This window comes from Streptomyces sp. NPDC059355, assembly GCF_042752335.1.
In the GTDB taxonomy this organism is placed as follows: Bacteria; Actinomycetota; Actinomycetes; order Streptomycetales; family Streptomycetaceae; genus Streptomyces.
Genome location: NZ_JBHYXN010000072.1, coordinates 1 through 23,904, shown reverse-complemented (window position 1 = coordinate 23,904; position 23,904 = coordinate 1). Strand labels below are relative to the sequence as shown.

The window sequence follows — 23,904 nt, the reverse complement described above, 5'->3', positions numbered from 1 at the left end:
GGGACCGGCCCCGCCGTCCCGCGCGCTGGCGGCTCCCGAACCGGGTCATCGGGGACACCGGTTGCGGCGATGGCGGTTCGGTGGAGCGGTGAATCGGTAAAGCCGTGGATCCGAAATTCCTTCGGTCCGGTGGATCTGACGGATCTGATCAGTGCGCGGCCACACCGGCGCGGGCCATCGCGCCCGTCCGGCGCGCCTGCAGCGGAACGCCGTTCGCCGTGGCCCGGGCGGGCGGCGGGGCCGCCGGTGCGCGGTCGCGGCGCGGCTGCGCAGCCACACCGTTCTGGACGTCCATGACGGCGTGCGCCACGAGACCGCCCATCGGGTCGTGCCGGATCAGATCCCGCAGCCGGGACCTGGACGACCGCCCCTCGTTGCCGGGGTACAGGTGCTTGCCGAGTCCGACCGCGTGGGCCAGAGCGGCGAGCGCCGCGGTCCGCGGGTCCGGCGGTACACCGGTGCGGATCGCACTGTCGAGCCGGGCACGGATCTCCCGGCTGATCGCCGTGTCGGTCGCCTGGTAGCGAGTCGTCGGCAGCACTCCGCACATCTGGCCCGCGACGGCATGCACCATGCCGCAACGCTCCAGATGAGCGAGGTAAATCTGGCGGAGCCCCAGCCGGGGTCCACCGATCCAGTGGACGGCCCGTACCGGGCTGCCGCGCCTGCGCAGCAGTTCCAGTGCGGAGTCCAGAGTCGGATCTCCTGTCGGCCGTGGCATCACCACGGCGATACGATCCCCGTCAGGGGCTATCCGTCCTGCCAGAGCCAGCTCTACTAGCTGTGCCCCGGCCAGGCCGAGGTCGAGCGACTGCGGCTGCGCCGTGGTACCCGTGGTCGGGTCCAAAGCGAGCAGTAGAAGCTCCTCCGGAATTGTTCTGCGGCTCCTGCCCATCCATGCCTCCCCGCGTGGATGAGTGACAGGGTGACGCCTCTCACATTCATCTGTCGAGAGCGCGTGGTCGCTTTGTGGGGGAACCGGCAAGTATGTCGTTCTCGTCTAGCACGGGGGCGATGCCCCCTAGACGGGACACTGTTAGACATTCGGACAGCCGAACGTGGTGGCGATCGAGGAGGAACTGGTGGCGGGCGAGTCCCCCGACAAGTCGGTTGATGAAGGAGCGCCGGGGGCGGCGATGTCCTCCGCGGAGCGTGACCCGAGGCTGTCGGTGTTCCGGCCGCGGGAACCCGAGTCCGGGACCTCCGCCGCTGCCTCCGGCGAGGACCGGGATCCGCTGCGCGACGCGGTGGCGGCGTGGGTGGCCACGACCGAAGACGGGACCGAGGCCGAGGCCGAGGCGGCGGCGGAGGCCGAGCCCGAGGACGAGGACGAGGCCGGGACCGAGTCCTCCGGACGGGTGGACACGGCCGCGGATTCGGCCAAGGCGGATACGGATGCCCCGGCCGAGGCCCCGGCCGTCACTCCGGAGCCGGGCCCGGCTCCGACCTCCGCCGAGGGCGACACGGACGCCGCCGCCGAGGCTTCGCCCGCACCGTCGGCGCACGACAGCGAGCGCACCGCGGTCTTCCGGGCCGTGCGCCCGGAGAGCCGTACGGATGCCCCGGCGTCCGCCGCCGCGAAGCCGGCCAAGGCCGAGCGGACCCCGGCCGCGGATTCCGATTCCGCCCCCTCCGACACCTCGACCGCGGATTCCGCCACCGCTCCGGCTGCCGCCGATGTCCCGTCCGGCAAGCCGGATCCGGCTTCCGCCGCCAAGCCGTCCGAAACCACTCGACCTGATTCCGGTTCGGCATCCGCCGCGGACAGGACGGCCGCTGCCGAGACCTCGGCCAAGCCGTCCGCGGACGACAGCGGCCGCACCGCCGTCTTCCGCACCGTGAAGCCGGGTTCGGCTCCGGCGCCCAAGCCTGCGGATTCCGGTTCGGCCTCCGGTCCGGAGAAGCCGGCTGCCGCGAAGCCGTCGGCGGACGACAGTGAGCGCACCGCCGTCTTCCGGGCCCCGAAGGTGGATTCCGGGGCCCCTGGCGCGGGCAAGGGTTCCGACGAGGCCGCGGACAGCGAGCGCACCGCCGTGTTCCGTGCCGTGAAGCCGGATGCCAAGGCCTCCGCCCCGGCCGCGGAGAAGCCCGCGGCCTCCCGGCCCGTGCCGCCGAAGGCGGTCGGCGGGGAGCGGGCCAGCACGTTCGTGCCGCTGCGCAAGGACGACGCCCCGGCCCCGGCGAAGCCCGCGCCCGCGGGATCCTCCCCGGCTCCGGCGAAGCCGGCGCCTGTGGGTTCCGCCCCGGCTCCGGCGAAGCCCGCGCCCGCGGCGCCGGCCGTCGTACCCGTACCCGTACCCGAGCGGAGCGAGCGGACCACTCAGCAGCCGCTGCCGCCCAAGCCGCCGCTCGACATGCTCGCGGACCTCACCAACAACCCGCCTCCGCCGCCGAGCCCGATCCGCACGACCGTCCGGCGGTTCAAGATCTACGCCCCGCTCGTCGCGCTCCTCGCGATCGTCCTGGCCGTCGTCCAGCTCGTGCGCCCCATGCCCGAGCCGAAGCTCACGATGACCGCGAAGTCCTCGTACACCTTCGACGGCGGCAACCCGGTCCTGCCCTGGCCGAAGGAGGGCCAGGGCTACATGGCCGCCGCAGGCCTCGGCGCCGTCGGCAGTTTCGGCGAGCAGAAGCCGGTCGCCATCGGCAGCGTCGCGAAGACCATGACGGCGTACGTGATCCTGAAGAACCACCCCCTCAAGAAGGGGGAGAAGGGTCCGCTGATCGACATCGACAAGACGGCGGTCGACGACGGCGCCAAGAGCTCCGAGGGCGAGTCCACGGTCGGCACGCTCAAGGCGGGCGACAAGATCAATGAGTACGACGCCCTCGCCGCGATCATGATCCCTTCGGCCAACAACGTCGCGCGGCTGCTCGCGCGCTGGGACTCCGGCGGCGACCAGGAGGCGTTCGTCAAGAAGATGAACGAGGCCGCCAAGGAACTCGGCATGACCAACACCACGTACACGGACCCCTCGGGTCTGGACGCGACGACGGTCAGCACCGCCGAGGACCAGGTCAAGCTCGGTCTCAAGGTCGTGGAGATGCCGGAGCTCGTCGCGATCACCAAGCTGCCGGAATGGACCGACCAGTACGGCAAGAAGTGGCGCAACTACAACACCCTCATCCCGGGCAACGGTGCGCTCGGCATCAAGACCGGCTCCACCACCAAGGCCGGAGGCAACCTGCTCTTCGCCGCCGAGAAGCAGGTCGGCAACACCAAACAGCTGATCGTCGGCGCGGTGCTCGGCCAGTACGGCGTCCCGATCCTCGACACGGCGATCGCGGCGAGCAAGCAGGTCATGCTGGCCACGCAGAAGATGCTGGTGAACGCGCCCGTCGCGAAGAAGGGCGATGTCGTCGGGTACGTGGACGACGGCCTCGGCGGCCACACCCCGGTCGTCGCCACCGCCGACGTGGAGGCGGTCGGCTGGCCGTCGCTCACCGTCAACGTCAAGCTCACCGCCGGGGACGGCAAGCTGCCGCAGACCGCGAAGGCGGGCACCGAGATCGGCGTGCTGACCGTCGGCGAAGGGGCCAGCCAGGTGAAGGTGCCGGTGGCGCTGCAGAGCGACCTGGCCGCGCCGGGCATCGGCAGCAAACTGACCCGTGTCGGCTGATCGCCCCCGCGATACCGCGTGATTCCGGCGCCCCGGGCAACCCCGGGGCGCCGCCGCGCGTCTAGCGACCCGGGAACGGTACGCAGAAGTTCGATCGATGCTCCGGTGAACCCGGGGAGTCCGGGCCATCCGGGGAGTAGTGCAGTGACCACCGCTGAGCAGCAGAGCCAGGGCGACCGGGGTGCACCGGCGGCCGCCGGCGGATCCGGGGCGTCCGGCGTCGGCGACCTGTCCGAAGCCGCGCCCGGCGGCATAGGGGCCTCCCCGGTCTCCCGCTCCCTCGGCCTGCTCCGCCGCCACCCCGTGCTCGTCGCCACCGCGGTGGCCGCCCTCCTGCACGTCATCTGGTTCTTCAGCTTCGCCAACAGCGGCGGCGACCTCGCCGCCCAGGACGCCTGGGCGGAGTTCGTCGGCCGCCATCCCGACTCGGCGTACAACCTCGCCTGGTACGGCGGCATGCACCCGGTCTCGTACAGCGTGGTGTCCCCGTACGTGATGTACATGATCGGCGTGCGGACCACGATGATGGTCGCCGGTACGGTCTCGGCCGGGCTGCTCGCGCTGATCCTGACCCGCTGCCGGGGCAGCGTCCGCGAGCCGCTGTGGCCGGCCCTGGCCGGGGTGTACGGGCTGCTCTGCAACGCCCTGTCCGGCCGGGTCACCTTCGGGCTCGGCGCGATGTTCGCGCTCGGCGCCGTCGCTGTCGTCTTCTGCTGGCCCCGCAAGTGGGCGGAGCGGCGCTGGGCCAAGGCGGCCGCGGCGGCCCCGCTGGCCGGGCTCGCCACCGCCTCCAGCCCGGTCGCCGGGCTCTTCCTCGGGGTGATCGCGGCCGCGCTGTTCCTGAGCGGGCGGCGCCCGGGGGCGTACGCGCTGGGCCTGGCCCCGGTGGCGGTCGTCGGGCTGTCGGCCTGGCTGTTCCCGTTCTCCGGGACGCAGCCGATGAAGCTGGGCTCGGCCGCGCCGCCGTTCCTCCTCGGGCTGGCGGTCCTGTTCCTCGTACCGAAGCGGTGGAAGACGGTCCGGACCGCCTCCGCCGTCTACGCCTTCGGGGTGCTGCTGACCTGGGCGATCGACTCGCAGGTCGGCTCGAACGTCACCCGGCTGGTCATGCTGTTCGGCGGGGCCGTGCTGCTCGCGGCCCTCCCGTACGCGGTCCCGCGCAGCCGGCACTGGTACGCGGTGCTGTTCGCCTTCATCGGGGTCAACGTCTGGATCACCGCGAACAGCATCACGGACATCGTCCGGACCACCCCGGTGGCCGCCTGGAACCGGGAGCTGGCCCCGCTGGTCGACCAGCTGAAGAAGGCGGGCGCCGAGCGCGGCCGGGTCGAGGTGGTCCCGGCCAGCAGCCACCGCGAGTCCTCCGCCTTCCCCGCGTACGTGAACCTCGCGCGCGGCTGGAACCGGCAGGCGGACCTGGAGCGGAACCCGCTCTTCTACGACGACACCCTCACGGCGGCGAGCTACCGGGAGTGGCTGGACCGCTGGGCCGTGCACTACGTGGTGCTGCCGGCCGACAAACCCGATTCGGGCGGCGAGGACGAGGCGAAGCTGGTGAGCGAGGGGCTCCCGTACCTCCGGCAGGTGTGGGGCGACCGGAACTGGCGGCTGTTCGAGGTCGACCGGCCGACGGACCTGGTGTCCGGGCCGGCCACGGTGGTGCGGGCGGGCGCGGACCAGCTGGTCGTGGACGTGAAGGCGGCCGGGCGGGTGCTCGTACGGATTCCGCACTCGCCGTGGCTGGGGCTGGTGGACGGGGCCGGCAAGCCGGTGCCGCCGCCGCAGGAGACGTTCGCGTCGAAGGCGCGCGGCGGGGGTGGCGGCGGCTCGGGCACGCTGGCGAAGGAGTACGCGAACACGGCGGGGTGTCTGTTCAAGGCGGCCCCGGACACGGCGGGCGACGTGTGGACGGAGCTGCTGGCGCCGGGGCCCGGGGTGTACCGGGTGGCGGCGAAGTACCAGCTTCCGCGGGGGACGCCGTGCCCGGAGGAGCTGACCCGGTGGCTGGCGGGACCGCTGGAGCGGCCGGCTCCGCCGCGCCCTTGATCGGGAGTTTTTACGGTCGTTCCGGGTGCGTTGCTCCGCATATCTGCATACCATCCCAATAGTCCGATTGGGTGCTTCCCGAGGGAGTTGACGACGGGATGAGCAAAGAGCAGCAGAGGCAGGATTTCCGACAGGCCTTCCGGGCCCAGGAGCCGGATCGGCCGCCGAGCCCGGCAGGCCACGGCTTCGACGGTCTCGTGCGGAGCAAGGTCAAGGGCGGAGCGCACACGAAGGCGGCCCTGAAGCGGGCCGGCACCCCGCAGGGTGACCGCATCGGCGAGCGCAGCAGAGGCCTGAGCTGATCCCGAGATCCAAGCGCACGCGTCTCATCGAAAGCCCTCCCGGCCCCGGCCGGGAGGGCTTTCGTGTGGCGTCGCACGCCCTCACCAGGGACTTTGGTCCTTCATGAGGCCGCACCCCAGTATCCGGACAACCATTACATTACCGACGGATTGCCAGAGCATGACCCTCGTGATGTCGGGTTTGCCGCCAGGCCGCACCGCACACCACACCGAGGGGAACACCGTTCGGCACCCTCATGCCCCGCACGCGCCGCGTGATCGTGACGGCGCCCCTGACGCTGTCCGTCACGGGCGCCCTGGCCGCCTGCGGTACCCGCGGCGCCGAGCTCCTGCCGGACCCCAAGGTCGGCAACGCGTCGGCGGCGGCCCCCGTGGCCGCCGACACGGCCACGGCCTTCCCCCGTCGAAGCCGACCGGCATGAAGATCGACGCGGCGGGCGTGGACGCGAAGAGGATGGTCGACCTCGAGGTGGACACCGCCACCGGCGAGCTCGGCGTCCCCGACGCCGACACGGACGCGGACAACCCCGGCTGGTGGACCGGGGGCGCGACCCCGGGCGAGCGGGGCGTCTCCGTCCTCGTCGCCCACTTCGACACCAGGCACAGCCCGGCGCTGATGAAGGACGTCAAGAAGATCGGGCTCGGCGACCTGATCGGGGTCCCGCGCGAGGACGGCAGGACAGCCAAGTTCAGGATCCGCGAGTTCGAGGACGTCGACAAGAAGGACTTCCCGACCGGCAAGGTCTACGGCGAGACCCGGCGCCCCGAGCCCCGCCCGCCCACCTGCGGCGGCGAGACCAAGCACGGCCACCACACCAGCAACGTCATCTTCTACGCCGACCGGGTCGCCTGACGCGCCCCACACGAAAGGGCACCCACCGATTTCGGTGGGTGCCCTTTCCGCTGTGCCCTCGGCAGGATTCGAACCTGCGACACCGGCTTTAGGAGAGCCGTGCTCTATCCCCTGAGCTACGAAGGCGTGACCGCTGACAGCCTAGCGGATCGCCTGGTGCCAGGTCGCCTCCGTATCGGCGGTCGCCGCGGGCGCGCCAGGGCCACGGCTCCGCCCGTGCGCCGCACGCCGCCCTTCGACCCCGAAGGGTTCGTTCGTGGGGGCGTTCGGCACCTTCTGAGCCGAACTCCCGCCCACCGAGGACACGTTGGGTGCGCACTGCGCAGCCCGACCCCCGAACTGCCCCCGCCCGCCATTCCGCTCCTCGCGCGTCGAGCTCCTGTCGGGTCGGGACTTCAACAACATCAACCTGTTCCCGCGGCAGGCCGATGACCCGGGGAATTCGGCCTGATTCGGTTTGAGGTCGAACGCCCCGGTCCATGGGTCACCCATGGAATTCCTTCGCCCCGCCGGCTGGGAGGAGGCGCTCGCCGCCAAGGCCGAGCACCCCGCCGCCGTGCCCATCGCCGGCGGCACCGACGTGATGGTCGAGATCAACTTCGACCACCGTCGGCCGGAGTACCTCCTGGATCTGAACCGCATCGCTCTGCTGCGGGAATGGGAGATCGGCGAAGACGTCGTACGGCTGGGCGCGTCCGTCCCGTACACGCAGATCATGGAGCACCTGCGGGCGCGGCTCCCGGGCCTGGCCCTCGCGTCGCACACCGTCGCCTCCCCGCAGATCCGCAACCGCGGCAGCGTCGGCGGCAACCTCGGTACGGCATCCCCGGCCGGTGACGCGCACCCGGCGCTGCTCGCCGCCGGCGCGCAGGTGGAGGTGGAGTCCGTACGGGGCTCGCGGCTGATCCCGATCGACGCGTTCTACACCGGGGTCAAGCGCAACGCCCTCGCCCCCGACGAGCTGATCAAGACCGTGCACGTCTCCGTGGCCGACGGACCCCAGCAGTTCTCCAAGGTCGGCACCCGAAACGCCATGGTCATCGCCGTCTGCGCCTTCGGCCTGGCCCTGCACCCGCGGACCCGGAGCGTCCGTACGGGCATCGGCTCGGCGGCGCCCACGCCGGTCCGGGCGAAGACGGCCGAGGAGTTCCTGGCCGCGGCCCTCGACGAGGACGGGTTCTGGGAGTCCCGCAAGGTCATCACCCCGTCGATCGCCAAGCAGTTCGGGGATCTCGCGGCCGCCGCCTGCAATCCCATCGACGACGTACGCGGCACCGCCGCGTACCGGCGCCACGCCGTCGGCGTCCTGGCCCGCCGCCAGCTCCTGTGGACCTGGGAGGAGTACCGCGCCGGCGGAGCCGCGGCGCCGCGGTCCCCGGCCCGGTGATCCTCAGACGCCCATCGGGGTGTGCAGCTCCACGACGACCTCCACCTCGACCGGCGCGTCGAGCGGCAGCACCGCCACGCCCACCGCGCTGCGCACGTGGATGCCCGCGTCGCCGAAGGCGGTGCCGAACAGCTCGCTGGCCCCGTTGACCACGCCCGGCTGGCCGGTGAACCGCGGATCACTCGCGACGAAACCGACCACCTTGACCACCCGTTTGACGGCGGACAGGTCGCCGGCCACCGAGGCGATCGCGGCGAGCGCGTTCAGCGCGCACTGCCGGGCCAGCCCTTTGGCTTCCTCCTCCGAGACCTCGGCCCCGACCTTCCCGGTCAGGGGCAGCGCGCCGTCGATCATCGGGAGCTGGCCGGAGGTGTACACGTGGTGCCCGTTGACCAGGGCGGGCACGTACGCGCCCAGCGGGGCGAGGGTCTTCGGGAGCGTGAACCCGGCCGCGGCGAGCCGCTCCTCGGGGGTACCGGTCGTCATCCTGTCTCTCCTCGGTCTCGTGATCTCGTGATCTCGTGATCTCGGCGTCTCGGCGTCTCGTGTCTCGGCGTCTCCCGGCCGCGCGGTCTCAGGGGCGGGTGATCCGGACCTGGAAGCTCCCGTCGCGCAGCTCGCCCACCACCGAGATGCTGACGCCGGCCTGGTCGTCGGTGAAGGTCTCGCCCGGCCGGAACGGCGCGTCCGACAGCTCCCCGTGCACGTTGGGCCGCCGGGTGCAGCCGCCGCTGCCGATCGCGCTGTCGGAGACGGTGACGGGCCCGCGCCCGGTGTCCACCTGGGAGTCCACCTTGTAGATCAGTACTCCGGGCTTGCAGACGGCCTCGTCGTTCCCGGCCCGGGTGCGCACCTCCACCGCGTACCCGGCGGTCTCCGACAGCGGTACGAAGGCCAGCTTGGTGCCACCCTCGACGGCCAGCGGGGTCAGGGTGTGGTCGCTGACGCCGGATCTCGCGGCGCAGCTGATCTGTGAGCTGTCCAGCCAGCCCAGCTTCCACTTGTGCCAGCCCAGCAGGTCGTTGTTGGCTCCCCAGTCCTCGCTCATGATGTCCCAGTGCCCGACCGTGCCCCCGCCGTCGGCGGTGTAGAGGTCGGGCAGCCCGAAGACGTGCCCGTTCTCGTGCGGGAGCACCCGGTATCCGGTCTCCCGGTACGTGCCCGAGCCGTCGTCCTGGCGGCTGTAGACGAAGGACGTGTTCGCGAGCGGTACGCCGTCGGCCATCGGGGCCTCGGCGTTGCCGGAGAAGGTCACCGAGAGCACGGTGTCCAGGGCGGACGGTCCGGCGTTCGGCGTGACGAGGACGTTGACCAGGTCGTAGCGGCTGAAGTCCACCTCGGCGTCGGCGGCCTTCGCGATGTGCTCGACGAGCTGCCGGTAGCCGGGCTCGTACGCGGATCCGCGCTCGATCCCGTACGCGGCGAACGGCATCGGCATCCGCAGCCAGGTCCTTATCGGCGCCTCGGCCCGGTACGTGAGCCGGCCGTAGGAGCTGGTGCGGAACCAGTCGGAGGTCTGGGGGAAGAACTCCGACATGCGGTCCAGCGCGGTGCCCTCGCCCTTGGCGTCCGGGAAGTCGATCATCAGGTTCAGCGCGCGGATCTCGCCGGTCGAGCGGGAGTACCCGGGCGGGGTCGGCAGCCCCTCGGACATCTGGACGCCCATCGCGCCGGTGATCCGGCAGGGTGCCAGCGCCGATTCGGCGCTCGTGGCCACGGGCCCGGCCGCGGAGTGGCTGCGGCCGGATATCCCGGTGCTGGCGGTGGCGGTGATCCCGAGGGCCAGCACGGTGAGGCCGATGTACGCGCCGGCGCGGCGTGGTCCGCGTATCCGGTGGCGGGTCTGCGGCATGGAGATCGCCTTCGGGTCCGCGGCAGCCGGCCGGGTCCGGACTGCGCTCTGTGCGATCACCCTCCGTCGGCTGCGGCGCGCCCGCGCGCCGGGTACGTCCGAACGGCAACCGCGATGTGAGCCAGGTCACACAAGAGAGTGAAATAACCGGGGACGCAATCCCCGTTTGTACGTGAGTCCCGCAAAGCGGGGACCGACTCCCCGTTTGGGGGGCGGTACGAGACCCAGGCCCAGGGAGGCCTCGCATGAAGCGCCCCACCACCCCGGCGGCGGTCCTGTCCACCCCGGCGGCGGCCGTGGATCTGCCGGCGGATCCGTCCGCGGACCCGGCGGAGTCGTCGGCCGCGGCTCCCACCCCGGTCCCGCGGCCGCGCGCGGACGCCGTGCGCAACCGCGAGCGGATCCTGGTGGCGGCGCGCGAGGTACTGGTGGAGCAGGGCTCGGGGGCGCCCTTCGACGAGATCGCCCGCCGGGCGGGCGTCGGCAACGCGACCCTCTACCGGCACTTCCCCGACCGGGCGGCCCTCGTCCACCACGTCGTGCTGTTCGTGATGGACCGGGTGACCGTCCGGGCCGAGGACTCCCTCGCCGACGAGCCCGACGCCTTCGCCGCGCTGTGCCGCTTCACGCACGCCGCGGCGGACGAGCGGATCGGCGCCCTGTGCCCCATGCTCGCCGGGGACTTCGACGGCGAGCACCCCGAACTCATCGCGGCCCGCGAGGCCTTGGCGGCAGCCGTCGAGACCCTCGTCGCCGCGGGCCAGGAAGCCGGGCTGGTTCGCACGGACATCGGCGTCGGCGACCTGATGGTCGCCCTCTCCCAGCTCAGCCGGCCGCTGCCGGGCATCTCGTGCATGGCGGTCGACGGGTTCGTCCACCGTCATCTCCAGCTGTTCCTGGACGGGTTGCGGGCGCCGGCCCGCTCCGAACTGCCGGGTGAGGCGGCCACGCTCGAGGACCTGAGGCAGAAAACCATGTGACGCCCAGGGTCGCGCCCGCTAGCGTCGTAAACCCGTCTCAAACAGTTTTAAAGATCATATTTCAGTCATTCCGCACAGTAAGTGGGTACTCCCATGTCAAAAACAGCCGCGTCCGCGCCGCTGGCTGCCGATCCCAGTCGCTGGAAGGCACTCGTCTTCATAGCCCTGGCCCAGCTGATGGTCGTCCTCGACGCGACGATCGTGAACATCGCCCTCCCGTCCGCCCAGACCGACCTCGGCATCTCCGACGGCAACCGCCAGTGGGTCATCACCGCGTACGCGCTGGCCTTCGGCGGACTGCTGCTCTTCGGCGGCCGCATCGCCGACAAGTGGGGCCGTAAGAACGCCTTCATCGTCGGCCTCATCGGCTTCGCCCTGGCCTCCGCGCTCGGCGGCGCCGCCAACGGCGAGGCGATGATGCTGGGCGCCCGCGCCCTCCAGGGCGCCTTCGGCGCACTGCTGGCCCCGGCCGCGCTCTCCCTGCTGGCCGTCATGTTCACCGACGCCAAGGAGCGAGCCAAGGCCTTCGGCATCTACGGTGCGATCGCCGGCGGCGGCGGCGCCGTCGGCCTGATCCTCGGCGGCTTCCTCACCGAGTACCTGAACTGGCGCTGGACCTTCTTCGTCAACATCCCGTTCGCGATCGTCGCGGCCGTGGGTGCGTGGATGATCATCCGTGAGCCCGCCGGCGGCCACAACCGCGCGCCGCTCGACATCCCCGGCGTGATCCTGTCGACCACCGGCCTCGTCGCGCTGGTCTACGGCTTCACCCGCGCCGAGTCGGCCGGCTGGTCGGACGCCCTCACCGTGACGATGTTCGTCGCCTCGGCGGTGCTGCTCGCCGCCTTCGTGTTCGTCGAGTCCCGCGTGAAGTCCCCGCTGCTGCCGCTGCGCGTCCTGCTGGAGCGCAACCGCGGCGGTGTCTACCTCTCGCTCGGCCTGGCCGTCATCGCGATGTTCGGCCTGTTCCTCTTCCTCACCTACTACCTGCAGGTCGTGAAGGGCTTCTCGCCCGTCAAGACCGGCTTCGCCTTCCTTCCGATGATCGCGGGCATGATCACGGGCTCCACCCAGATCGGCGCCCGTCTGATGACCCGGGTCCCGCCCCGGCTGCTGATGGGCCCGGGCTTCCTGCTCGCCGCCACCGGCATGCTGCTGCTGACCCAGCTCGAGGTCGGGTCCTCGTACCCGGCGCTGATCCTGCCGGCGCAGCTGCTGCTGGGCCTGGGCATGGGTACGGCCTTCATGCCGGCCATGTCGCTGGCCACGCACGGGGTGAACCCGGCCGACGCCGGTGTCGCCTCCGCCATGGTCAACACCTCGCAGCAGGTGGGCGGCGCCATCGGCACCGCGCTGCTGAACACGATCGCCGCCTCGGCGACGACCGCGTACCTGACCGACCACGCGGCAGCGGTCGCCGCGGGCGGCCCGGCGGCGAAGCTGATCCAGGCCCAGGCGATGGTGGAGGGCTACTCCTCCGCCATCTGGTGGGCGGTCGGCATCCTCGTCGCCAGCTCGGCCATCGCCCTGACGCTGATCAACACGGGCCGGCCGGGCGCCGGCGGTCCGGTCGCCTCCGGTGACGGGGTGGGTGCGGACGCCGACGTGAAGATCCCGGTGATCGCCCACTGACGCGCCTCGGGAGACCCCCGGAATGACTGATGACCCCCGTGTCGTTCGAAATTGAACGACACGGGGGTCAGTCGTGTGCGGGTTCGGATGGGAATGGGTTGGTTGTCCGGGCAACCGGAAGCGGGCAGGGGTCGTCTTCAGGGGTGGAGCGTGCAGCCGCGGCACGTGGCCGCCGAGTGTGACGACGGTCACGCGGGCGCGGCGGCGGGGCAGCATACTGCAAGATCTCCAAAAAGAGGGACCGGTGTGGGAATTCTGTCCCGATTCCAGTCGTTGTTTCCTTCGGAAGCGGGCACTCGGGAGAGTGTCCAGGGACGCGGAGCCGCGTCCCAGCAGCCGCACCGCGACCTAACTCATTGCAAGGGAGCACGCATGGCAACCCGCGCCGTCGCCCGTCGTCAGTCCAGGAGCAGCGCCCGCGCTGTGGGCGGGGAGATCGCCGACCGCGACCTGGTGGGCATGTACCTGGACGAGATCGCGCGTACCCCGCTGCTCGACGCTGCCAAGGAAGTGGAGCTCTCGCAGATCATCGAGGCGGGCGTGTACGCCCAGCAGATCCTCGACGGCGAGATGGAGCGCGAGGGCGAGACCCCGGCCCGCGAGGAGCTGGAAGCGCTGGCCGCCGAGGGGGAGCGCGCCAAGGAGATCTTCATCCGCTCCAACCTGCGCCTCGTCGTCGCCGTCGCCCGCCGCTACCCGCGCAGCGGCCTGCCCCTGCTCGACCTGGTCCAGGAAGGCAACGCCGGCCTGGTGCGCGCCGTCGAGAAGTTCGACTACGCCAAGGGCTTCAAGTTCTCCACGTACGCCACGTGGTGGATCCGCCAGGCCATCACCCGCTCCATCGCCGACCAGTCCCGCACCATCCGCCTCCCCGTCCACCTGGTCGAGGAGCTCGGCCGGATCCGCCGCGTCCAGCGTGAGTTCAACCGCGAGAACGGCCGGGACCCGGAGCACGCCGAGATCGCCGCCGAGCTGGACTCGACGGAGAAGCGCGTGGGCGACGTACTGGACTGGGCGCGCGACCCGGTCAGCCTGAACATGTCCGTGGACGACGAGGGTGAGACCCAGTTCGGCGACCTCCTGGAGGACACCTCCGCGATCTCCCCGGAGCAGTCCGTCCTGTCCCTCCTGCGCAGCGAGGAGCTGGAGGACCTGCTGGGCAAGCTGGACCAGCGCACGGCCTCGATCATCAAGATGCGGTACGGCATCGACGACGGTCGCGAGCGGACCCTGACCGAAGTCGGCAAGCAGCACGGCCTGACCCGCGAGCGGATCCGCCAGATCGAGAAGCACGCCCTGCTGGAGCTGAAGCGGATGGCCCGCGACACGGGCTTCGACGCGGTGGCCTGACCCGGCCCGCCCCCCGAACGAGCCCCCGGTGCCTACCCCCCCAGGCGCCGGGGGCTCCCCTTCGCCCGCGCTCACCCCTGCGGGGGCGCGGCCGCGGTGAGCCGGGCCGCCAGCGCGCGGGCCGCCTCGGCCAGGAAGTCCGGGGTGTGCACCGTGAAGGGCGCCGCGGTCAGCGCCAGCCGGGCCGCGACCCACTCCGGGGAGTCCCCGCTGGAGAACCGGACCCGGCACCCCCCGCCCACGGGCTCGGCGTGCTGGCGCAGCCACCCCGGCAGCACCTCGGCCGGGGCCGCGAACGACACGTCCACCGCGTACGTCTCCCCGCCCCGCAGCCCGCGCCGGACGAACTCCGCCGCGTCCATCGGCATCTCCCGCGGCGCGAAGCGGGCGCCCGTCGCGAACGGCTCCGCCACCCGGTCCACCCGGAAGGTCCGCCAGTCCCCCCGGTCCACGTCGTACGCCACCAGGTACCACCGGTTCCCCGTACTCACCAGCCGGTACGGCTCCACCAGCCGCCGGGAGTCCGCCCCGTCCCGCGCCCGGTACGCGAACCGCAGCCGCTCGGGCCCCGCCACCGCGGCCGCGATCGTGGTCAGCGTGCGCGGGTCGATGCTGGGACCGTCCCCGCGGGTCACCGCGACCGTGGCCGACTGCAGGGCGCCCACCCTTCGCCGCAGCCGCCCCGGCAGGACCTGTTCCAGCTTCGCGAGGGCCCGTACGGACGCCTCCTCGACCCCCTCGATCGCGTGCCCGGCGCCCGCCCGCAGCCCCACCGCGATCGCCACCGCCTCCTCGTCGTCCAGCAGCAGCGGAGGCATCGCGGCCCCGGCGACCAGCCGGTACCCGCCCTCCGCGCCCAGCGAGGCCTCCACCGGGTACCCCAGCTCCCGCAGCCGCTCGATGTCGCGCCGGATCGTGCGCGGGCTCACCCGCAGCCGCTCCGCGAGCTCGCTCCCGGGCCATTCGCGGGGTGTCTGGAGCAGGGAGAGCAGGGTCAGCAGCCGCGCCGGGGTGTCGGTCATACGATCCACATTGCCATGGGAAATAGGACACCATCTGACCTAGATCCCGTCTAAGTTCTCTTCCATGACCTCCGAGACCACCTCGCCCGCCGATCGCCGCCGCTGGCTGGCGCTAGCCATCGTGATGACCGCGTCCTTCATGGACCTGGTCGACGTCACGATCGTCAACATCGCGATACCCAGCATGCGCCAGGACTTCGGCGCCTCCACCAGCGCGATCCAGTGGATCACCGCCGGCTACGCGCTGGCCTTCGCCGCCGGTCTGATCACGGGCGGCCGTCTCGGGGACATCTACGGGCGCAAGCGCCTCTTCCTCGTCGGCGTCGCCGGCTTCACCGCCGCATCGCTCCTGTGCGGCATCGCGGCCGACCCCGCCATGCTCGTCGCCTCCCGCCTTCTCCAGGGCGGCATGGCGGCCATGATGGTGCCGCAGGTCCTGGCCATCATCCACGTCACCTTCCCGCCGCACGAGCGCGGCAAGGTCTTCGGCATGTTCGGCGCGATCGTCGGCCTCGGCGCGGTCTCGGGTCCGATGCTCGGCGCGCTGCTCACCGAGTGGAACCTCTTCGGCCTCGAATGGCGCACGATCTTCCTGATCAACCTGCCCGTCGGTATCGCGGCCGTGATCCTGGGCCGCAAGTTCATCTCGGAGTCCAAGGCCCCCAAGGCCCTGCGCCTCGACATGGTCGGCGTGGTCCTCGCCACCCTCGCCCTGGTCATGCTGATCTTCCCGCTCACCCAGGGCCGGGAGAACGACTGGCCGCTGTGGGGCTTCGTCAGCATGATCGCCTCGCCGCTGGTCTTCGCCGCCTTCATCGTCTACGAGAAGTACAAGATCAAGAAGGACGGCTCCCCGCTCGTCGAGCTCTCCCTCTTCAAGGTCAAGAGCTTCGCCGGAGGCATCGCGGTCCAGCTGGCCTTCGGCCTGGCGACCGGCATCTTCTTCCTCGTCTGGACCCTCTACATGCAGATGGGCCTCGGCTGGAGCCCGCTGCGCGCTGGCACCACCGGCATCCCCTTCTCCATCGCCGTCTCCGTCGCCGCCGGCCTCTCGGTGGAGAAGCTCGTCCCGCGATTCGGCCGCAAGGTGCTCCAGGCCGGCGCGCTGACCATGGCCGCGGGCCTGCTCCTCTACATCTGGGAGTCGCAGCACTACGGCATGGGGATCGCCTCCTGGCAGATGGCCGCCCCGCTGGTCGTCATGGGCGTCGGCATGGGCCTGATCGTCGCCCCGCTGAACGACACCATCCTGTCCCAGGTGCCGAGCGAGCACGCCGGCTCGGCCTCCGGCCTGATCAACACCACCGGCCAGATGGGGAACGCGCTCGGCCTCGCGCTGACCTCCGTCGTCTTCTTCGGGTCGATCGAGGACGACCGGGTCCTCGGCGCGCCGTACGTCGAAGCCTTCCGCGGCGCGCTGTGGTGGGTCGTGGCCGTGCTCGTCGTGATCTTCGCGGTGATGTTCGTGCTGCCGCGCAAGCAGATCCCGATGGAGGAGCGCGAGGGCGGTACGCAGGCCCCCGCTTCCGAGGCCGTCCCCGTCGGGTAGCCCCTCCCCACCGCTCACGGGCATGTCCGCTTCTGTTGGCGGACATGCCCGTTTGCTTTGGATTGGTCCGATATCGGCGTACAGTGGAGCGCAATCCGGAGAAACGGACGCGAATCCACATGTACGCACCGGAACGTCAGCAGGAGATCCTCCGCCTCGCCCGCGAGGCGGGCCGCATCGACGTCCTCTCCCTCGCCGACCGCTTCCAGGTCACCGCCGAGACCGTACGCCGCGACCTGAACGCCCTGGACCGGGCCGGCCTGGTCCGCCGCGTGCACGGTGGGGCCATCCCGGCCGGCCGCCTCGACTTCGAACCGGACCTCACCGAACGCGAGGCGACCCGGGCCGACGAGAAGGACCGCATCGCGGCCGCCGCCCTCGCCGAACTCCCCGAGGGCGGCAGCGTCGTCCTCGACGCGGGCAGCACCGTCGCCCGCCTCGCCGCCGCCGTCCCCGTCGACTCCGCGCTCACCGTGGTCACCCACGCCCTTCCCGTTGCCGCACGGCTCGCCGACCACGCCGGCATCGACCTCCACCTCGTCGGCGGCCGCGTCCGCCACCGCACCCGGGCCGCCGTCGACGCCTGGGCCCTGCGCGCCTACGCCGAGATCCGCGCCGACGTCGTCTTCCTCGCCGCCAACGGCTTCTCGGCGCACGGCCTCTTCACCCCCGACCTCGCGGAAGCCGCCGTCAAGCGGGCCGCGATGGCAGCCGCCCGCCGGGTGGTGCTGCTCGCCGACTCCTCGAAGGCGGGCCGGGAGCACTTCGCGTGCTTCGGCTCCTTCGCGGACGTGGACCTCCTGATCACCGACCAGGGGCTCGCCCCTGCCCAGCAGGCGGCCATCGAGGCCGCCGGTACGGAAGTCGTGCTCGTATGATCCTGACCGTCACCCCGAACCCCTCCCTCGACCGGACGTACGAGGTCCCCTCGCTGGAGCGCGGCGCGGTGCTGCGCGCGACCGGCGACCGCGTCGACCCCGGGGGCAAGGGGGTCAACGTCTCCCGGGCGGTGGCCGCCGCCGGGGTCTTCACGACGGCGGTCCTCCCGCTCGGCGGCGCCCCGGGCGCGCTGATCGCCGAACTGCTGGGCATGCAGGGCGTGGACGTCACGGCCGTGACGGTCGCCGGGCAGACCCGCTCCAACATCACGCTCGTCGAACGGGACGGCACCCTCACCAAGATCAACGCACTCGGCCCCGAACTCACCGCGGAGGAATCCGCCCTCCTGCTGGAGACCGTCCGCACGGCCGCGGGCCACCCCGACTGGATCGCGGCCTGCGGCAGCCTCCCGCGCGGACTGCCGCCCGAGTGGTACGCCGACCTCGTCGCCCGCGCGCGCGAGACCGGCGCCCGCATCGCCCTCGACACCTCGGGCCCGGCGCTGACGGCCGCCCTGCAGGCCCGCCCCGACCTGGTCAAGCCGAACGCCACGGAGCTCGCCCAGGCGGTGGGCCGCCCGCTCGCCACCCTCGGCGAGGTGACCCGGGCGGCCCAGGAGCTCCGCTCCCTGGGCGCGGGCGCAGTGCTGGCCTCCCTCGGCGCCGACGGGCAGCTCCTGGTGAGCGCCGAGGGCATCTTCCACGGCACGGCCCCCGTGACCGCCGTCCGCAGCGACGTCGGGGCCGGCGACGCCTCCCTGGCCGGATTCCTCATCGCGGGCGGGACCGGCCCCAAGGCCCTCGCCTCTGCCCTGGCCCACGGCGCAGCCGCGGTCCAGCTCCCGGGCAGCGCCATGCCGACCCCCGCGGACCTGCGCCCCGAGGCCGTACACATTTCCGAGAACCCGCCCGCGGCACTCCGCCTCTCCGCGCCCGCCCTGCCCTAGGGAGTGTCGTCAAAGTGGCGTCGGCCGCCCGGACGGGACTTTGACGACACGACCTAGGGGGTGTCTCGCCCCGTCATCGCACCCGCGCGCGCAGCTCCATCGCCCCGCGGGCGGCCGCCTCGCTCTCGTACACCTCGCACATGTGCCGCCCGTCCGGCGTCGCCGTGTGCTCGACCTCCCACAGGCTGAGCTCGGTCCCGTCCAGCAGCACGAACGAGTGCTCGTACAGGTTGAATCCGGCGGCCCGCCCGTCCGCCGTGAACGGCCGGGCCCCGAACGCCTGCGTGATCTGGTGCGCATACGCCGACCGCAGCAGCAGCGCCGTCTCCTCGCCCGGCCGGTCCGGGTTCTCCGCCCGCCGCAGCACCCGGCGGGCGTGGTCGGCGGATTCCTCCACCGCGTACTCCCGGTGCCGCCGCGCCGGCGAGCTCGCCGCGAACAGCGCGCTCAGGTCTGCCACATCGGTGTCCGGCTCCTCCTCGGCGGCGGCGAGCGCCGGGTCGAAGGCCGCCTCCGCCGGGGCCTCGCCGAACAACCGGGCGACAGCCAGGCAGGCCTCCGCCTTGCTCACGAAGACCTCGTGCCGGATCGTCCGGTCGCCCACCAACCGGTACACCAGCTCCCACAGGCCCGCCGAACCGCCGTCGGACAGCAGGTACGTGTGCCGGTGGATCTCCCGCCACAGGCCCGCCGCCGGACTGTGGTGGGTCGTGTGCAGGGAGGAGCTGTGGGCGAGCGCCGTTTCCAGGCGCTCGACCAGCCGGTCCGGCAGGTCGAAGGAGTTGAGGGCGCGGCCCAGGAGTCGCTCGAGGTGCGCCTCGGTTGTCTCGTACGGATCGCTCAAGGTGGGTCTCCAGGCCGTCGCAGCTTGTGACTTCGCGGAAGCTCAACGTAGCCCCTGGCTCTGACATCACGTCCGGGGTTCGGTAAAACGTCCGGGAAGCATCAGGGGTTCCCGCCACCCCTTCAGGTCAACTTGCCCAGGGATGAGCATGGTTCGCCCAGGTCTGTGTCGGAGAGGGGGAACATGGCCCGTATGGCAACGAAAACAGTGGGCCTTCCCCGCCAGCAGGGGCTGCCCCGGAGCAGACACGAGGGTGAACCGGAGGCCGGCCCGAAGATGTTGGCCTGGCTGCTGGCGCTCACCGGGGCCGCCGGGGTGCTGGCCTCCTGGGTGATCACCCTCGACAAGTTCCTCCTGCTGGAGGACCCGGACTTCAAGCCCGCCTGCAGTCTGAACCCGGTGGTCTCCTGCGGCAGCGTCATGAAGAGCGAGCAGGCGGCGGCCTTCGGATTCCCCAACCCCCTGCTGGGGCTCGTCGCGTTCGGGGCCGTCGTGTGCGTCGGCGCGGGCCTGCTGGCCGGCGCCCGCTACCGCGGCTGGTTCTGGCTGGGACTCAACGCCGGGACGCTCTTCGGAGTCGGCTTCTGCAGCTGGCTCATGGTCCAGTCCCTGTACGAGATCAACGCGCTCTGCCTGTGGTGCTGCCTCACCTGGGCGGCCACCCTGCTGATGTTCTGGGCGGTCACCGCCCACAACGTCCGTACGGGCGCGCTGCCCGCGCCCGGCCCCGTACGGACCTTCTTCACGGAGTTCGCCTGGGCCCCGCCCGCCCTGCACCTCGGCGTGATCGGGATGCTGATCCTCACCCGGTGGTGGGAGTTCTGGACCGGCTGACGCCCCCGGTACGCCCGAGGGCCCCGGCAGCTGGACGCTGCCGGGGCCCTCGTCACATCGCTCCACGGGCACAGGGGGCCCGAACCGCGGAAAGCAGGGGAGCGGGAATCAGCTGCCGATGGAGCCGTTGCCCGACAGGACCGGGATGTTGTCCAGGATGTGGGAGAGCGGCTCGTCGCCCTTGGCCTGGGTGGAGTTCTCGGTGCACTGCTGGTTCATCGGGTTGGAGAGGACGTTGATGTCCTGGACGCCGACGTTGAGGGCCGCGAGGATCGACTGGGCATTGACCTTGACCGGCAGGCCGATGCAGGGCTTGTTCAGGGTGCCCTGGACCAGGCCGAGCTGCGGGCTCATCGCGCCTTCGGTCTTCTGGTTGCCGTAGATCTGCGAGGCGCCGTTGCCGTTGACGGTGTTGATCCCGTTGTCGTTGCCGATGGCCATGGCCGGGGCCGCAACAGCAGCGCCCGCGCCGACGGCGGCGGCGGTGACCGCGGCAGCAGTCATGATCTTCTTGAGCATCATTGGTCCTTTTGTCGCACGAGTGCCCGCTAGTGGAGCGCCCTGGTCAACTGGCCTTCCCGGGGGTTGGTTCCGCTGCTTCACTCAAACGGCCCGTTGTGGCCGGGGATTTCCCCACCCCGGGTGAGCCTTCTGCGGACGCGTGCGCGAAGCCCGTACGCAGCGCCCAGGGCCGGCCGGGCCCTTCAAGATCCTGTTGCGCTCCGTAGAAGGTGTTCGCACGGTGGGTGAGGAGGCGGATCGCTCGGGTCCGCCTCTGTGCGACCACCGTAAGGAAATGCCATGCACCGCACGAAGCCGTCCCGCATCCGCGTCCTCGTCCCGTCGGCCCTCGCCGTCGTCATACTCTCCGGCGCGGCCGCCCCCGCGGGCGCCGCGGACGGTGACACGGCCGCCGCCGTCCGGAACCGGGTGGCGGCCGCCCGGCAACAGATCGAGCACCGCGCCGAGGCCGCTGCCGCGGCCGGCCCGCTCGACGACCTCCTGGCGGGGATCACCGCCACCCTGGACGGACTCCTCAAGTCCCTCCAGAACCTCCTGCCCGGGGTGACGCTCCCGCCGATCAAGCTGCCGACGCTGCCGAGCCTTCCGGCGATCCCGGACATCCCGGCGCTGCCGGTCCCCGCCCTCCCCGAGATCCCGTCGATCCCCGCGATCCCGGAGATCCCCGTCTCCAAGCCCGTGGCTCCGGTCTCCAAGCCGGCCGCACCCGTTTCCAAGCCGGCGCTTCCGGTCCCGGCGGTGCCGGCCAAGCCCGCCGTGCCGGCCAAGCCCGCTGTGCCCGCCAAGCCCGCTGTGCCGGCAGTCCCCGCGGTGCCGGCAGTCCCGGCGGTGCCCGCTGTCCCGGCCAAGCCTGCCGTGCCCGTGGTTCCGGCACCGGTCGAGCCGGCCGGCCCGGTCCTGACGCCGGTGGAGATCGTGCCGGAGGTCCCCGACCTCCCGTAGCAGGGGAGGAAGGATCGCAGAAGGCGGCCCGAAAACCGTGCGTGCTTACGACTATTGAGCTGAACAGGTCTGATTGCGTGTGAGGCCGTGTCGTCCGGGATTCAGAACCGTTTCGCTCGGTGTGAGCCCCGCTTCGGGGCAGAACATCGAACAGAAGGTGCACTTCCCATGAACTCTGCCAAGAAGGCCGCCCTGGTCCTGGCCACCGCCGGTCTCGCTGCGGCCGGTGCCGCCGGCTCCGCCATGGCCGACTCGTCGGCCGAGGGCGCGGCCGTGGGTTCGCCCGGTGTCCTCTCGGGCAACCTGGTCCAGGTCCCGGTCCACGTGCCGGTCAACGTCTGCGGTAACACCGTCGACGTGATCGGCCTGCTGAACCCCGCGTTCGGCAACGTCTGCGTCAACAACTGACGTCAGTCGGCACATGTGACTGTGGGCGCCACCGGCCTCGCCGGTGGCGCCCACAGTTTTTTCCGCTCCCGCGGTTCCCGCCGGGGGCGGGGGCCCGACCGTCTCAGTGGGCCCCGCCGTTGAGCTTCACGCCGCCGAGGAGCGGGGACGTCTGCGTGGCCCCGTTCGCGGCCTTGAGCACCTCGCCCGGCGCATCGTTGCGGACCTTGTTGACGCGCTGCGCGGTGTCCACGACCTTGGTGACGGTCTCGCCCTGTTCGGCCACGCCGTTGCTCAGGGTCTGCGGGAGCTGCTCGGTGACCGGGGCGAGCGCGTCGAAGGCCTCCGTCGCCCCGCTCGTCAGGCTCATGGGGGGCATCGCGACCGGCGCTGCGGCGGCGAAGGCGGGGGCGGAGGCGCCGAGTGCGGCAACGGACCCGGCGATGACCGCGGCGACCTTCGTGAGCTTCATTATCGAAATCCTCTTCTTTCGTGGACAGAGGTGTCAGCGGCGACCGTCGCGCCGCTTTCGCCCTGCGTAACGATTCCCGTCCGGTCCGGAAACGCGTACGGCAACGGCCGGAGAATCCGACAAGGGATTCTCCGGCCGATATTTATTCCGATTACCGGTATTGCCGGTCAGGCGGCTCGGGACCTCCGGTACAGAATGGCGCCGCCCAGGATCAGTGCCGAGGCGAGGGCCGCCGCGGCGCCGGGCTGACCCGCGCCGGTGGCCGCGAGTTCCGGTGCCGACACCTGCGCGGGGGCGGGCACCGGAGCCGGTACGGGAGCCGGCGCGGCGGGCGTCACCGGGACGGGCGCCGGCGCCAGGTGGATCGGGGTGTCACCGGCGGGGGCGGCCGGCGGCTGGTCGGCGGGACGGACGACCTCGGGCGCCGGAGCGGGAACCGGTGCGGGTGCCGGGTGCTCCACGAACCGGCTGCCGTGCGGCGGCGCCGGCGCGGGCGCCTCCTCGGCGACCGGCGCGGGGGCCGGGAGCGGCCGGGGCGCCTCCGCGACCGGGGCGGGGAGCGGAACCGGGGCGGGGAGCGGAACCGGCGCAGGGAGCGGAACCGGCGCGGGGAGCGTTACGGGTGCCTCGTGGACCGGCGGCTTCGGAGCCGGGTAGGGGAGGGGCTTCGGCGCGGGGTGGGGCTGGGGTGCGGGCCTCGGAGCCGGGTGCTCCGCCGCCGGCTTCGGCTGCGGCTTGGGCTGTGGCTTCGGGTGTGGCCGCGGCTGCGGCCGCTCGGGCGCCGGGGGAGCGTGGTGGGCCACCGGAGCCGGGGCCGGGAGGGCGTGCGGGTGGTCGTCGCACTCCTCCTCGTCCGAGCCGCCGTAGCCGCCCTCGTCGCGGGGCTCCTCGTACCGGGGGGCCGCGTGCCGGGGTGCGTGGCGGCGGGCCTCCTCGTGGCGGGGCTCCTCGTGGCGCTGCTCGGGCAGCGCGTGCCGGCCGCCCTGGTGCTCTTCGAGGTAGCGCTCGAACGCCTCGGCGTGCTCGGGGCTCAGGTAGCGCTCGTAGTCGCGGTCGCCGTGGTGGCCGTCCGATCCGGTCGTGGTGGCGCAGTTGTTCCCGAACGAGGGGTTGAGCGCCGCCCCGCCGTCCACGCTGTTGCCGCACACGTTCGGCGAGAGGGTGATCGGTACCGAGACGCTGTTGCCGGACAGCACGCCCGGCGAATGCGAGGCCTCGGCCGTCGTCCCCGGGTGCGCGTAGGCCGCGCCGGTCGCGATCGACAGCAGGCTCGTGGCGGCCGCTGCCGTGAGCACCCCCTTGCCCAGTACCTGTCGGCTCAGTACCTGTCGCATGGGTCCTTCCCTGTCTACCGGCATTCCCGCCGGTGCTGAATCGAAGGTGGCCGCCGTGTGGGCCCCACGGGACACCCAGGGCACCCCCGGGAGGGTTTGGCATGCGGGCAGCCGCATAGTCATGCGGGTTAGCACGTGTTTACGCAACCGG

Annotated in this window: 23 protein-coding genes and 1 tRNA gene; 15 read left to right on the top strand and 9 right to left on the bottom strand. The window is 71.9% G+C overall.

The features are described 5' to 3' along the window. Positions 1 to 148 precede the first annotated feature (148 nt). A complete protein-coding gene (locus ACFXGI_RS37295; RefSeq protein WP_030865569.1) occupies positions 149 to 895 on the bottom strand; it encodes a GPP34 family phosphoprotein in 747 nt (248 codons plus the stop codon). 163 nt (positions 896 to 1,058) lie between these two features. On the opposite strand from ACFXGI_RS37295, the gene ACFXGI_RS37290 reads away from it, so the two are divergent. The 5 genes from ACFXGI_RS37290 (at position 1,059) to ACFXGI_RS37270 (ending at position 6,821) form a co-directional block, all read left to right on the top strand. Further along, the gene (locus ACFXGI_RS37290) at positions 1,059 to 3,620 is read left to right on the top strand and encodes a hypothetical protein (protein WP_384717058.1); all 2,562 of its coding nucleotides are present in this window, start codon (positions 1,059 to 1,061) and stop codon (positions 3,618 to 3,620) included. A 144-nt stretch (positions 3,621 to 3,764) separates the two neighbouring features. Next, positions 3,765 to 5,666, top strand: coding sequence for an MFS transporter (locus tag ACFXGI_RS37285; RefSeq protein ID WP_384717055.1), 1,902 nt, complete (start codon positions 3,765 to 3,767; stop codon positions 5,664 to 5,666). Between the two features lie 98 nt (positions 5,667 to 5,764). Continuing rightward, positions 5,765 to 5,968: a hypothetical protein gene (locus ACFXGI_RS37280; RefSeq protein ID WP_384717052.1), complete on the top strand. Its 204-nt coding sequence runs from the start codon at positions 5,765 to 5,767 to the stop codon at positions 5,966 to 5,968. 236 nt (positions 5,969 to 6,204) lie between these two features. After that, positions 6,205 to 6,390: a hypothetical protein gene (locus ACFXGI_RS37275; RefSeq protein WP_384717049.1), complete on the top strand. Its 186-nt coding sequence runs from the start codon at positions 6,205 to 6,207 to the stop codon at positions 6,388 to 6,390. Then, positions 6,387 to 6,821 carry a sortase domain-bontaining protein gene (locus tag ACFXGI_RS37270; RefSeq protein ID WP_384717046.1) on the top strand — a complete coding sequence of 145 codons (435 nt, stop codon included), beginning with the start codon at positions 6,387 to 6,389 and terminating at the stop codon, positions 6,819 to 6,821. The genes ACFXGI_RS37275 and ACFXGI_RS37270 overlap by 4 nt, the downstream gene beginning before the upstream one ends. Positions 6,822 to 6,874: 53 nt before the next feature. Here ACFXGI_RS37270 and ACFXGI_RS37265 read toward each other — a convergent pair. Then, positions 6,875 to 6,947 (bottom strand) — tRNA-Arg (locus ACFXGI_RS37265). Between the two features lie 364 nt (positions 6,948 to 7,311). Between ACFXGI_RS37265 and ACFXGI_RS37260 the strand changes: the two genes are divergently transcribed. Continuing rightward, the gene (locus tag ACFXGI_RS37260) at positions 7,312 to 8,208 is read left to right on the top strand and encodes an FAD binding domain-containing protein (protein ID WP_384717043.1); all 897 of its coding nucleotides are present in this window, start codon (positions 7,312 to 7,314) and stop codon (positions 8,206 to 8,208) included. Positions 8,209 to 8,211: 3 nt separating this feature from the next. Here the strand turns inward: ACFXGI_RS37260 and ACFXGI_RS37255 are convergent, their stop codons facing one another. Both ACFXGI_RS37255 and ACFXGI_RS37250 read right to left on the bottom strand, forming a co-directional pair. After that, positions 8,212 to 8,694, bottom strand: a complete 483-nt coding sequence (locus ACFXGI_RS37255; RefSeq protein WP_384717040.1) for a RidA family protein — start codon at positions 8,692 to 8,694, stop codon at positions 8,212 to 8,214. Between the two features lie 88 nt (positions 8,695 to 8,782). Beyond that, the gene (locus tag ACFXGI_RS37250; RefSeq protein WP_384717037.1) at positions 8,783 to 10,060 is read right to left on the bottom strand and encodes a M6 family metalloprotease domain-containing protein; all 1,278 of its coding nucleotides are present in this window, start codon (positions 10,058 to 10,060) and stop codon (positions 8,783 to 8,785) included. Positions 10,061 to 10,305: 245 nt separating this feature from the next. On the opposite strand from ACFXGI_RS37250, the gene ACFXGI_RS37245 reads away from it, so the two are divergent. From ACFXGI_RS37245 to ACFXGI_RS37235, 3 genes are all read left to right on the top strand, one after another. After that, positions 10,306 to 11,040, top strand: a complete 735-nt coding sequence (locus tag ACFXGI_RS37245; protein ID WP_384717034.1) for a TetR/AcrR family transcriptional regulator — start codon at positions 10,306 to 10,308, stop codon at positions 11,038 to 11,040. A 93-nt stretch (positions 11,041 to 11,133) separates the two neighbouring features. Further along, the gene (locus tag ACFXGI_RS37240) at positions 11,134 to 12,672 is read left to right on the top strand and encodes an MFS transporter (protein WP_384717031.1); all 1,539 of its coding nucleotides are present in this window, start codon (positions 11,134 to 11,136) and stop codon (positions 12,670 to 12,672) included. A 372-nt stretch (positions 12,673 to 13,044) separates the two neighbouring features. Further along, a complete protein-coding gene (locus ACFXGI_RS37235) occupies positions 13,045 to 14,022 on the top strand; it encodes an RNA polymerase sigma factor RpoD/SigA (RefSeq protein WP_384717028.1) in 978 nt (325 codons plus the stop codon). Positions 14,023 to 14,093: 71 nt separating this feature from the next. On the opposite strand, the gene ACFXGI_RS37230 is transcribed toward ACFXGI_RS37235, so the two are convergent. Further along, entirely contained in the window at positions 14,094 to 15,044 is a 951-nt protein-coding gene (locus tag ACFXGI_RS37230; RefSeq protein ID WP_384717025.1) for a helix-turn-helix transcriptional regulator, read from the bottom strand. A 64-nt stretch (positions 15,045 to 15,108) separates the two neighbouring features. Between ACFXGI_RS37230 and ACFXGI_RS37225 the strand changes: the two genes are divergently transcribed. The 3 genes from ACFXGI_RS37225 (at position 15,109) to pfkB (ending at position 18,418) form a co-directional block, all read left to right on the top strand. Then, entirely contained in the window at positions 15,109 to 16,593 is a 1,485-nt protein-coding gene (locus ACFXGI_RS37225) for an MFS transporter (RefSeq protein ID WP_384717022.1), read from the top strand. Positions 16,594 to 16,712: 119 nt separating this feature from the next. After that, a complete protein-coding gene (locus tag ACFXGI_RS37220; protein WP_384717019.1) occupies positions 16,713 to 17,471 on the top strand; it encodes a DeoR/GlpR family DNA-binding transcription regulator in 759 nt (252 codons plus the stop codon). Beyond that, positions 17,468 to 18,418: a 1-phosphofructokinase gene (gene pfkB / locus ACFXGI_RS37215; RefSeq protein ID WP_384717016.1), complete on the top strand. Its 951-nt coding sequence runs from the start codon at positions 17,468 to 17,470 to the stop codon at positions 18,416 to 18,418. Before ACFXGI_RS37220 ends, pfkB begins: the two co-directional genes overlap by 4 nt. Positions 18,419 to 18,491: 73 nt before the next feature. Here pfkB and ACFXGI_RS37210 read toward each other — a convergent pair whose 3' ends face one another. After that, positions 18,492 to 19,262 (bottom strand): DUF6227 family protein, encoded by a 771-nt coding sequence (locus tag ACFXGI_RS37210; RefSeq protein ID WP_384717013.1) that lies wholly within the window; start codon positions 19,260 to 19,262, stop codon positions 18,492 to 18,494. A 192-nt stretch (positions 19,263 to 19,454) separates the two neighbouring features. Here ACFXGI_RS37210 and ACFXGI_RS37205 point away from each other — a divergent pair, with 192 nt between their 5' ends. Next, positions 19,455 to 20,096, top strand: a complete 642-nt coding sequence (locus ACFXGI_RS37205) for a vitamin K epoxide reductase family protein (protein ID WP_384717010.1) — start codon at positions 19,455 to 19,457, stop codon at positions 20,094 to 20,096. Positions 20,097 to 20,204: 108 nt separating this feature from the next. Here ACFXGI_RS37205 and ACFXGI_RS37200 read toward each other — a convergent pair whose 3' ends face one another. After that, on the bottom strand, positions 20,205 to 20,615 hold the full coding sequence (locus tag ACFXGI_RS37200) for a rodlin (RefSeq protein ID WP_327135614.1): 411 nt from the start codon (positions 20,613 to 20,615) through the stop codon (positions 20,205 to 20,207). A gap of 282 nt (positions 20,616 to 20,897) precedes the next feature. On the opposite strand from ACFXGI_RS37200, the gene ACFXGI_RS37195 reads away from it, so the two are divergent. Beyond that, a complete protein-coding gene (locus tag ACFXGI_RS37195; RefSeq protein WP_384717006.1) occupies positions 20,898 to 21,560 on the top strand; it encodes a hypothetical protein in 663 nt (220 codons plus the stop codon). A gap of 168 nt (positions 21,561 to 21,728) precedes the next feature. Further along, the gene (locus ACFXGI_RS37190) at positions 21,729 to 21,968 is read left to right on the top strand and encodes a chaplin (protein ID WP_384717003.1); all 240 of its coding nucleotides are present in this window, start codon (positions 21,729 to 21,731) and stop codon (positions 21,966 to 21,968) included. Between the two features lie 103 nt (positions 21,969 to 22,071). Here the strand turns inward: ACFXGI_RS37190 and ACFXGI_RS37185 are convergent, their stop codons facing one another. Together ACFXGI_RS37185 and ACFXGI_RS37180 are read right to left on the bottom strand one after the other, a co-directional pair. Beyond that, entirely contained in the window at positions 22,072 to 22,419 is a 348-nt protein-coding gene (locus ACFXGI_RS37185; RefSeq protein WP_384717000.1) for a hypothetical protein, read from the bottom strand. Between the two features lie 167 nt (positions 22,420 to 22,586). Beyond that, a complete protein-coding gene (locus tag ACFXGI_RS37180; RefSeq protein ID WP_384716997.1) occupies positions 22,587 to 23,753 on the bottom strand; it encodes a chaplin in 1,167 nt (388 codons plus the stop codon). Positions 23,754 to 23,904: the final 151 nt, after the last annotated feature.

What these genes read in the sequence shown, in the direction of transcription:
- ACFXGI_RS37250 (WP_384717037.1), bottom strand. Translation starts at nt 10,060, where the DNA reads ATGCCGCAGACCCGCCACCGGATACGCGGACCACGCCGCGCCGGCGCG.
- ACFXGI_RS37240 (WP_384717031.1), top strand. Translation starts at nt 11,134, where the DNA reads ATGTCAAAAACAGCCGCGTCCGCGCCGCTGGCTGCCGATCCCAGTCGC.
- ACFXGI_RS37205 (WP_384717010.1), top strand. Translation starts at nt 19,455, where the DNA reads ATGGCAACGAAAACAGTGGGCCTTCCCCGCCAGCAGGGGCTGCCCCGG.
- ACFXGI_RS37270 (WP_384717046.1), top strand. Translation starts at nt 6,387, where the DNA reads ATGAAGATCGACGCGGCGGGCGTGGACGCGAAGAGGATGGTCGACCTC.
- ACFXGI_RS37275 (WP_384717049.1), top strand. Translation starts at nt 6,205, where the DNA reads ATGCCCCGCACGCGCCGCGTGATCGTGACGGCGCCCCTGACGCTGTCC.
- ACFXGI_RS37245 (WP_384717034.1), top strand. Translation starts at nt 10,306, where the DNA reads ATGAAGCGCCCCACCACCCCGGCGGCGGTCCTGTCCACCCCGGCGGCG.
- ACFXGI_RS37235 (WP_384717028.1), top strand. Translation starts at nt 13,045, where the DNA reads ATGGCAACCCGCGCCGTCGCCCGTCGTCAGTCCAGGAGCAGCGCCCGC.
- ACFXGI_RS37180 (WP_384716997.1), bottom strand. Translation starts at nt 23,753, where the DNA reads ATGCGACAGGTACTGAGCCGACAGGTACTGGGCAAGGGGGTGCTCACG.
- ACFXGI_RS37190 (WP_384717003.1), top strand. Translation starts at nt 21,729, where the DNA reads ATGAACTCTGCCAAGAAGGCCGCCCTGGTCCTGGCCACCGCCGGTCTC.
- ACFXGI_RS37260 (WP_384717043.1), top strand. Translation starts at nt 7,312, where the DNA reads ATGGAATTCCTTCGCCCCGCCGGCTGGGAGGAGGCGCTCGCCGCCAAG.
- ACFXGI_RS37200 (WP_327135614.1), bottom strand. Translation starts at nt 20,615, where the DNA reads ATGCTCAAGAAGATCATGACTGCTGCCGCGGTCACCGCCGCCGCCGTC.
- ACFXGI_RS37255 (WP_384717040.1), bottom strand. Translation starts at nt 8,694, where the DNA reads ATGACGACCGGTACCCCCGAGGAGCGGCTCGCCGCGGCCGGGTTCACG.
- pfkB (WP_384717016.1), top strand. Translation starts at nt 17,468, where the DNA reads ATGATCCTGACCGTCACCCCGAACCCCTCCCTCGACCGGACGTACGAG.
- ACFXGI_RS37230 (WP_384717025.1), bottom strand. Translation starts at nt 15,044, where the DNA reads ATGACCGACACCCCGGCGCGGCTGCTGACCCTGCTCTCCCTGCTCCAG.
- ACFXGI_RS37225 (WP_384717022.1), top strand. Translation starts at nt 15,109, where the DNA reads ATGACCTCCGAGACCACCTCGCCCGCCGATCGCCGCCGCTGGCTGGCG.
- ACFXGI_RS37295 (WP_030865569.1), bottom strand. Translation starts at nt 895, where the DNA reads ATGGGCAGGAGCCGCAGAACAATTCCGGAGGAGCTTCTACTGCTCGCT.
- ACFXGI_RS37185 (WP_384717000.1), bottom strand. Translation starts at nt 22,419, where the DNA reads ATGAAGCTCACGAAGGTCGCCGCGGTCATCGCCGGGTCCGTTGCCGCA.
- ACFXGI_RS37195 (WP_384717006.1), top strand. Translation starts at nt 20,898, where the DNA reads ATGCACCGCACGAAGCCGTCCCGCATCCGCGTCCTCGTCCCGTCGGCC.
- ACFXGI_RS37220 (WP_384717019.1), top strand. Translation starts at nt 16,713, where the DNA reads ATGTACGCACCGGAACGTCAGCAGGAGATCCTCCGCCTCGCCCGCGAG.
- ACFXGI_RS37280 (WP_384717052.1), top strand. Translation starts at nt 5,765, where the DNA reads ATGAGCAAAGAGCAGCAGAGGCAGGATTTCCGACAGGCCTTCCGGGCC.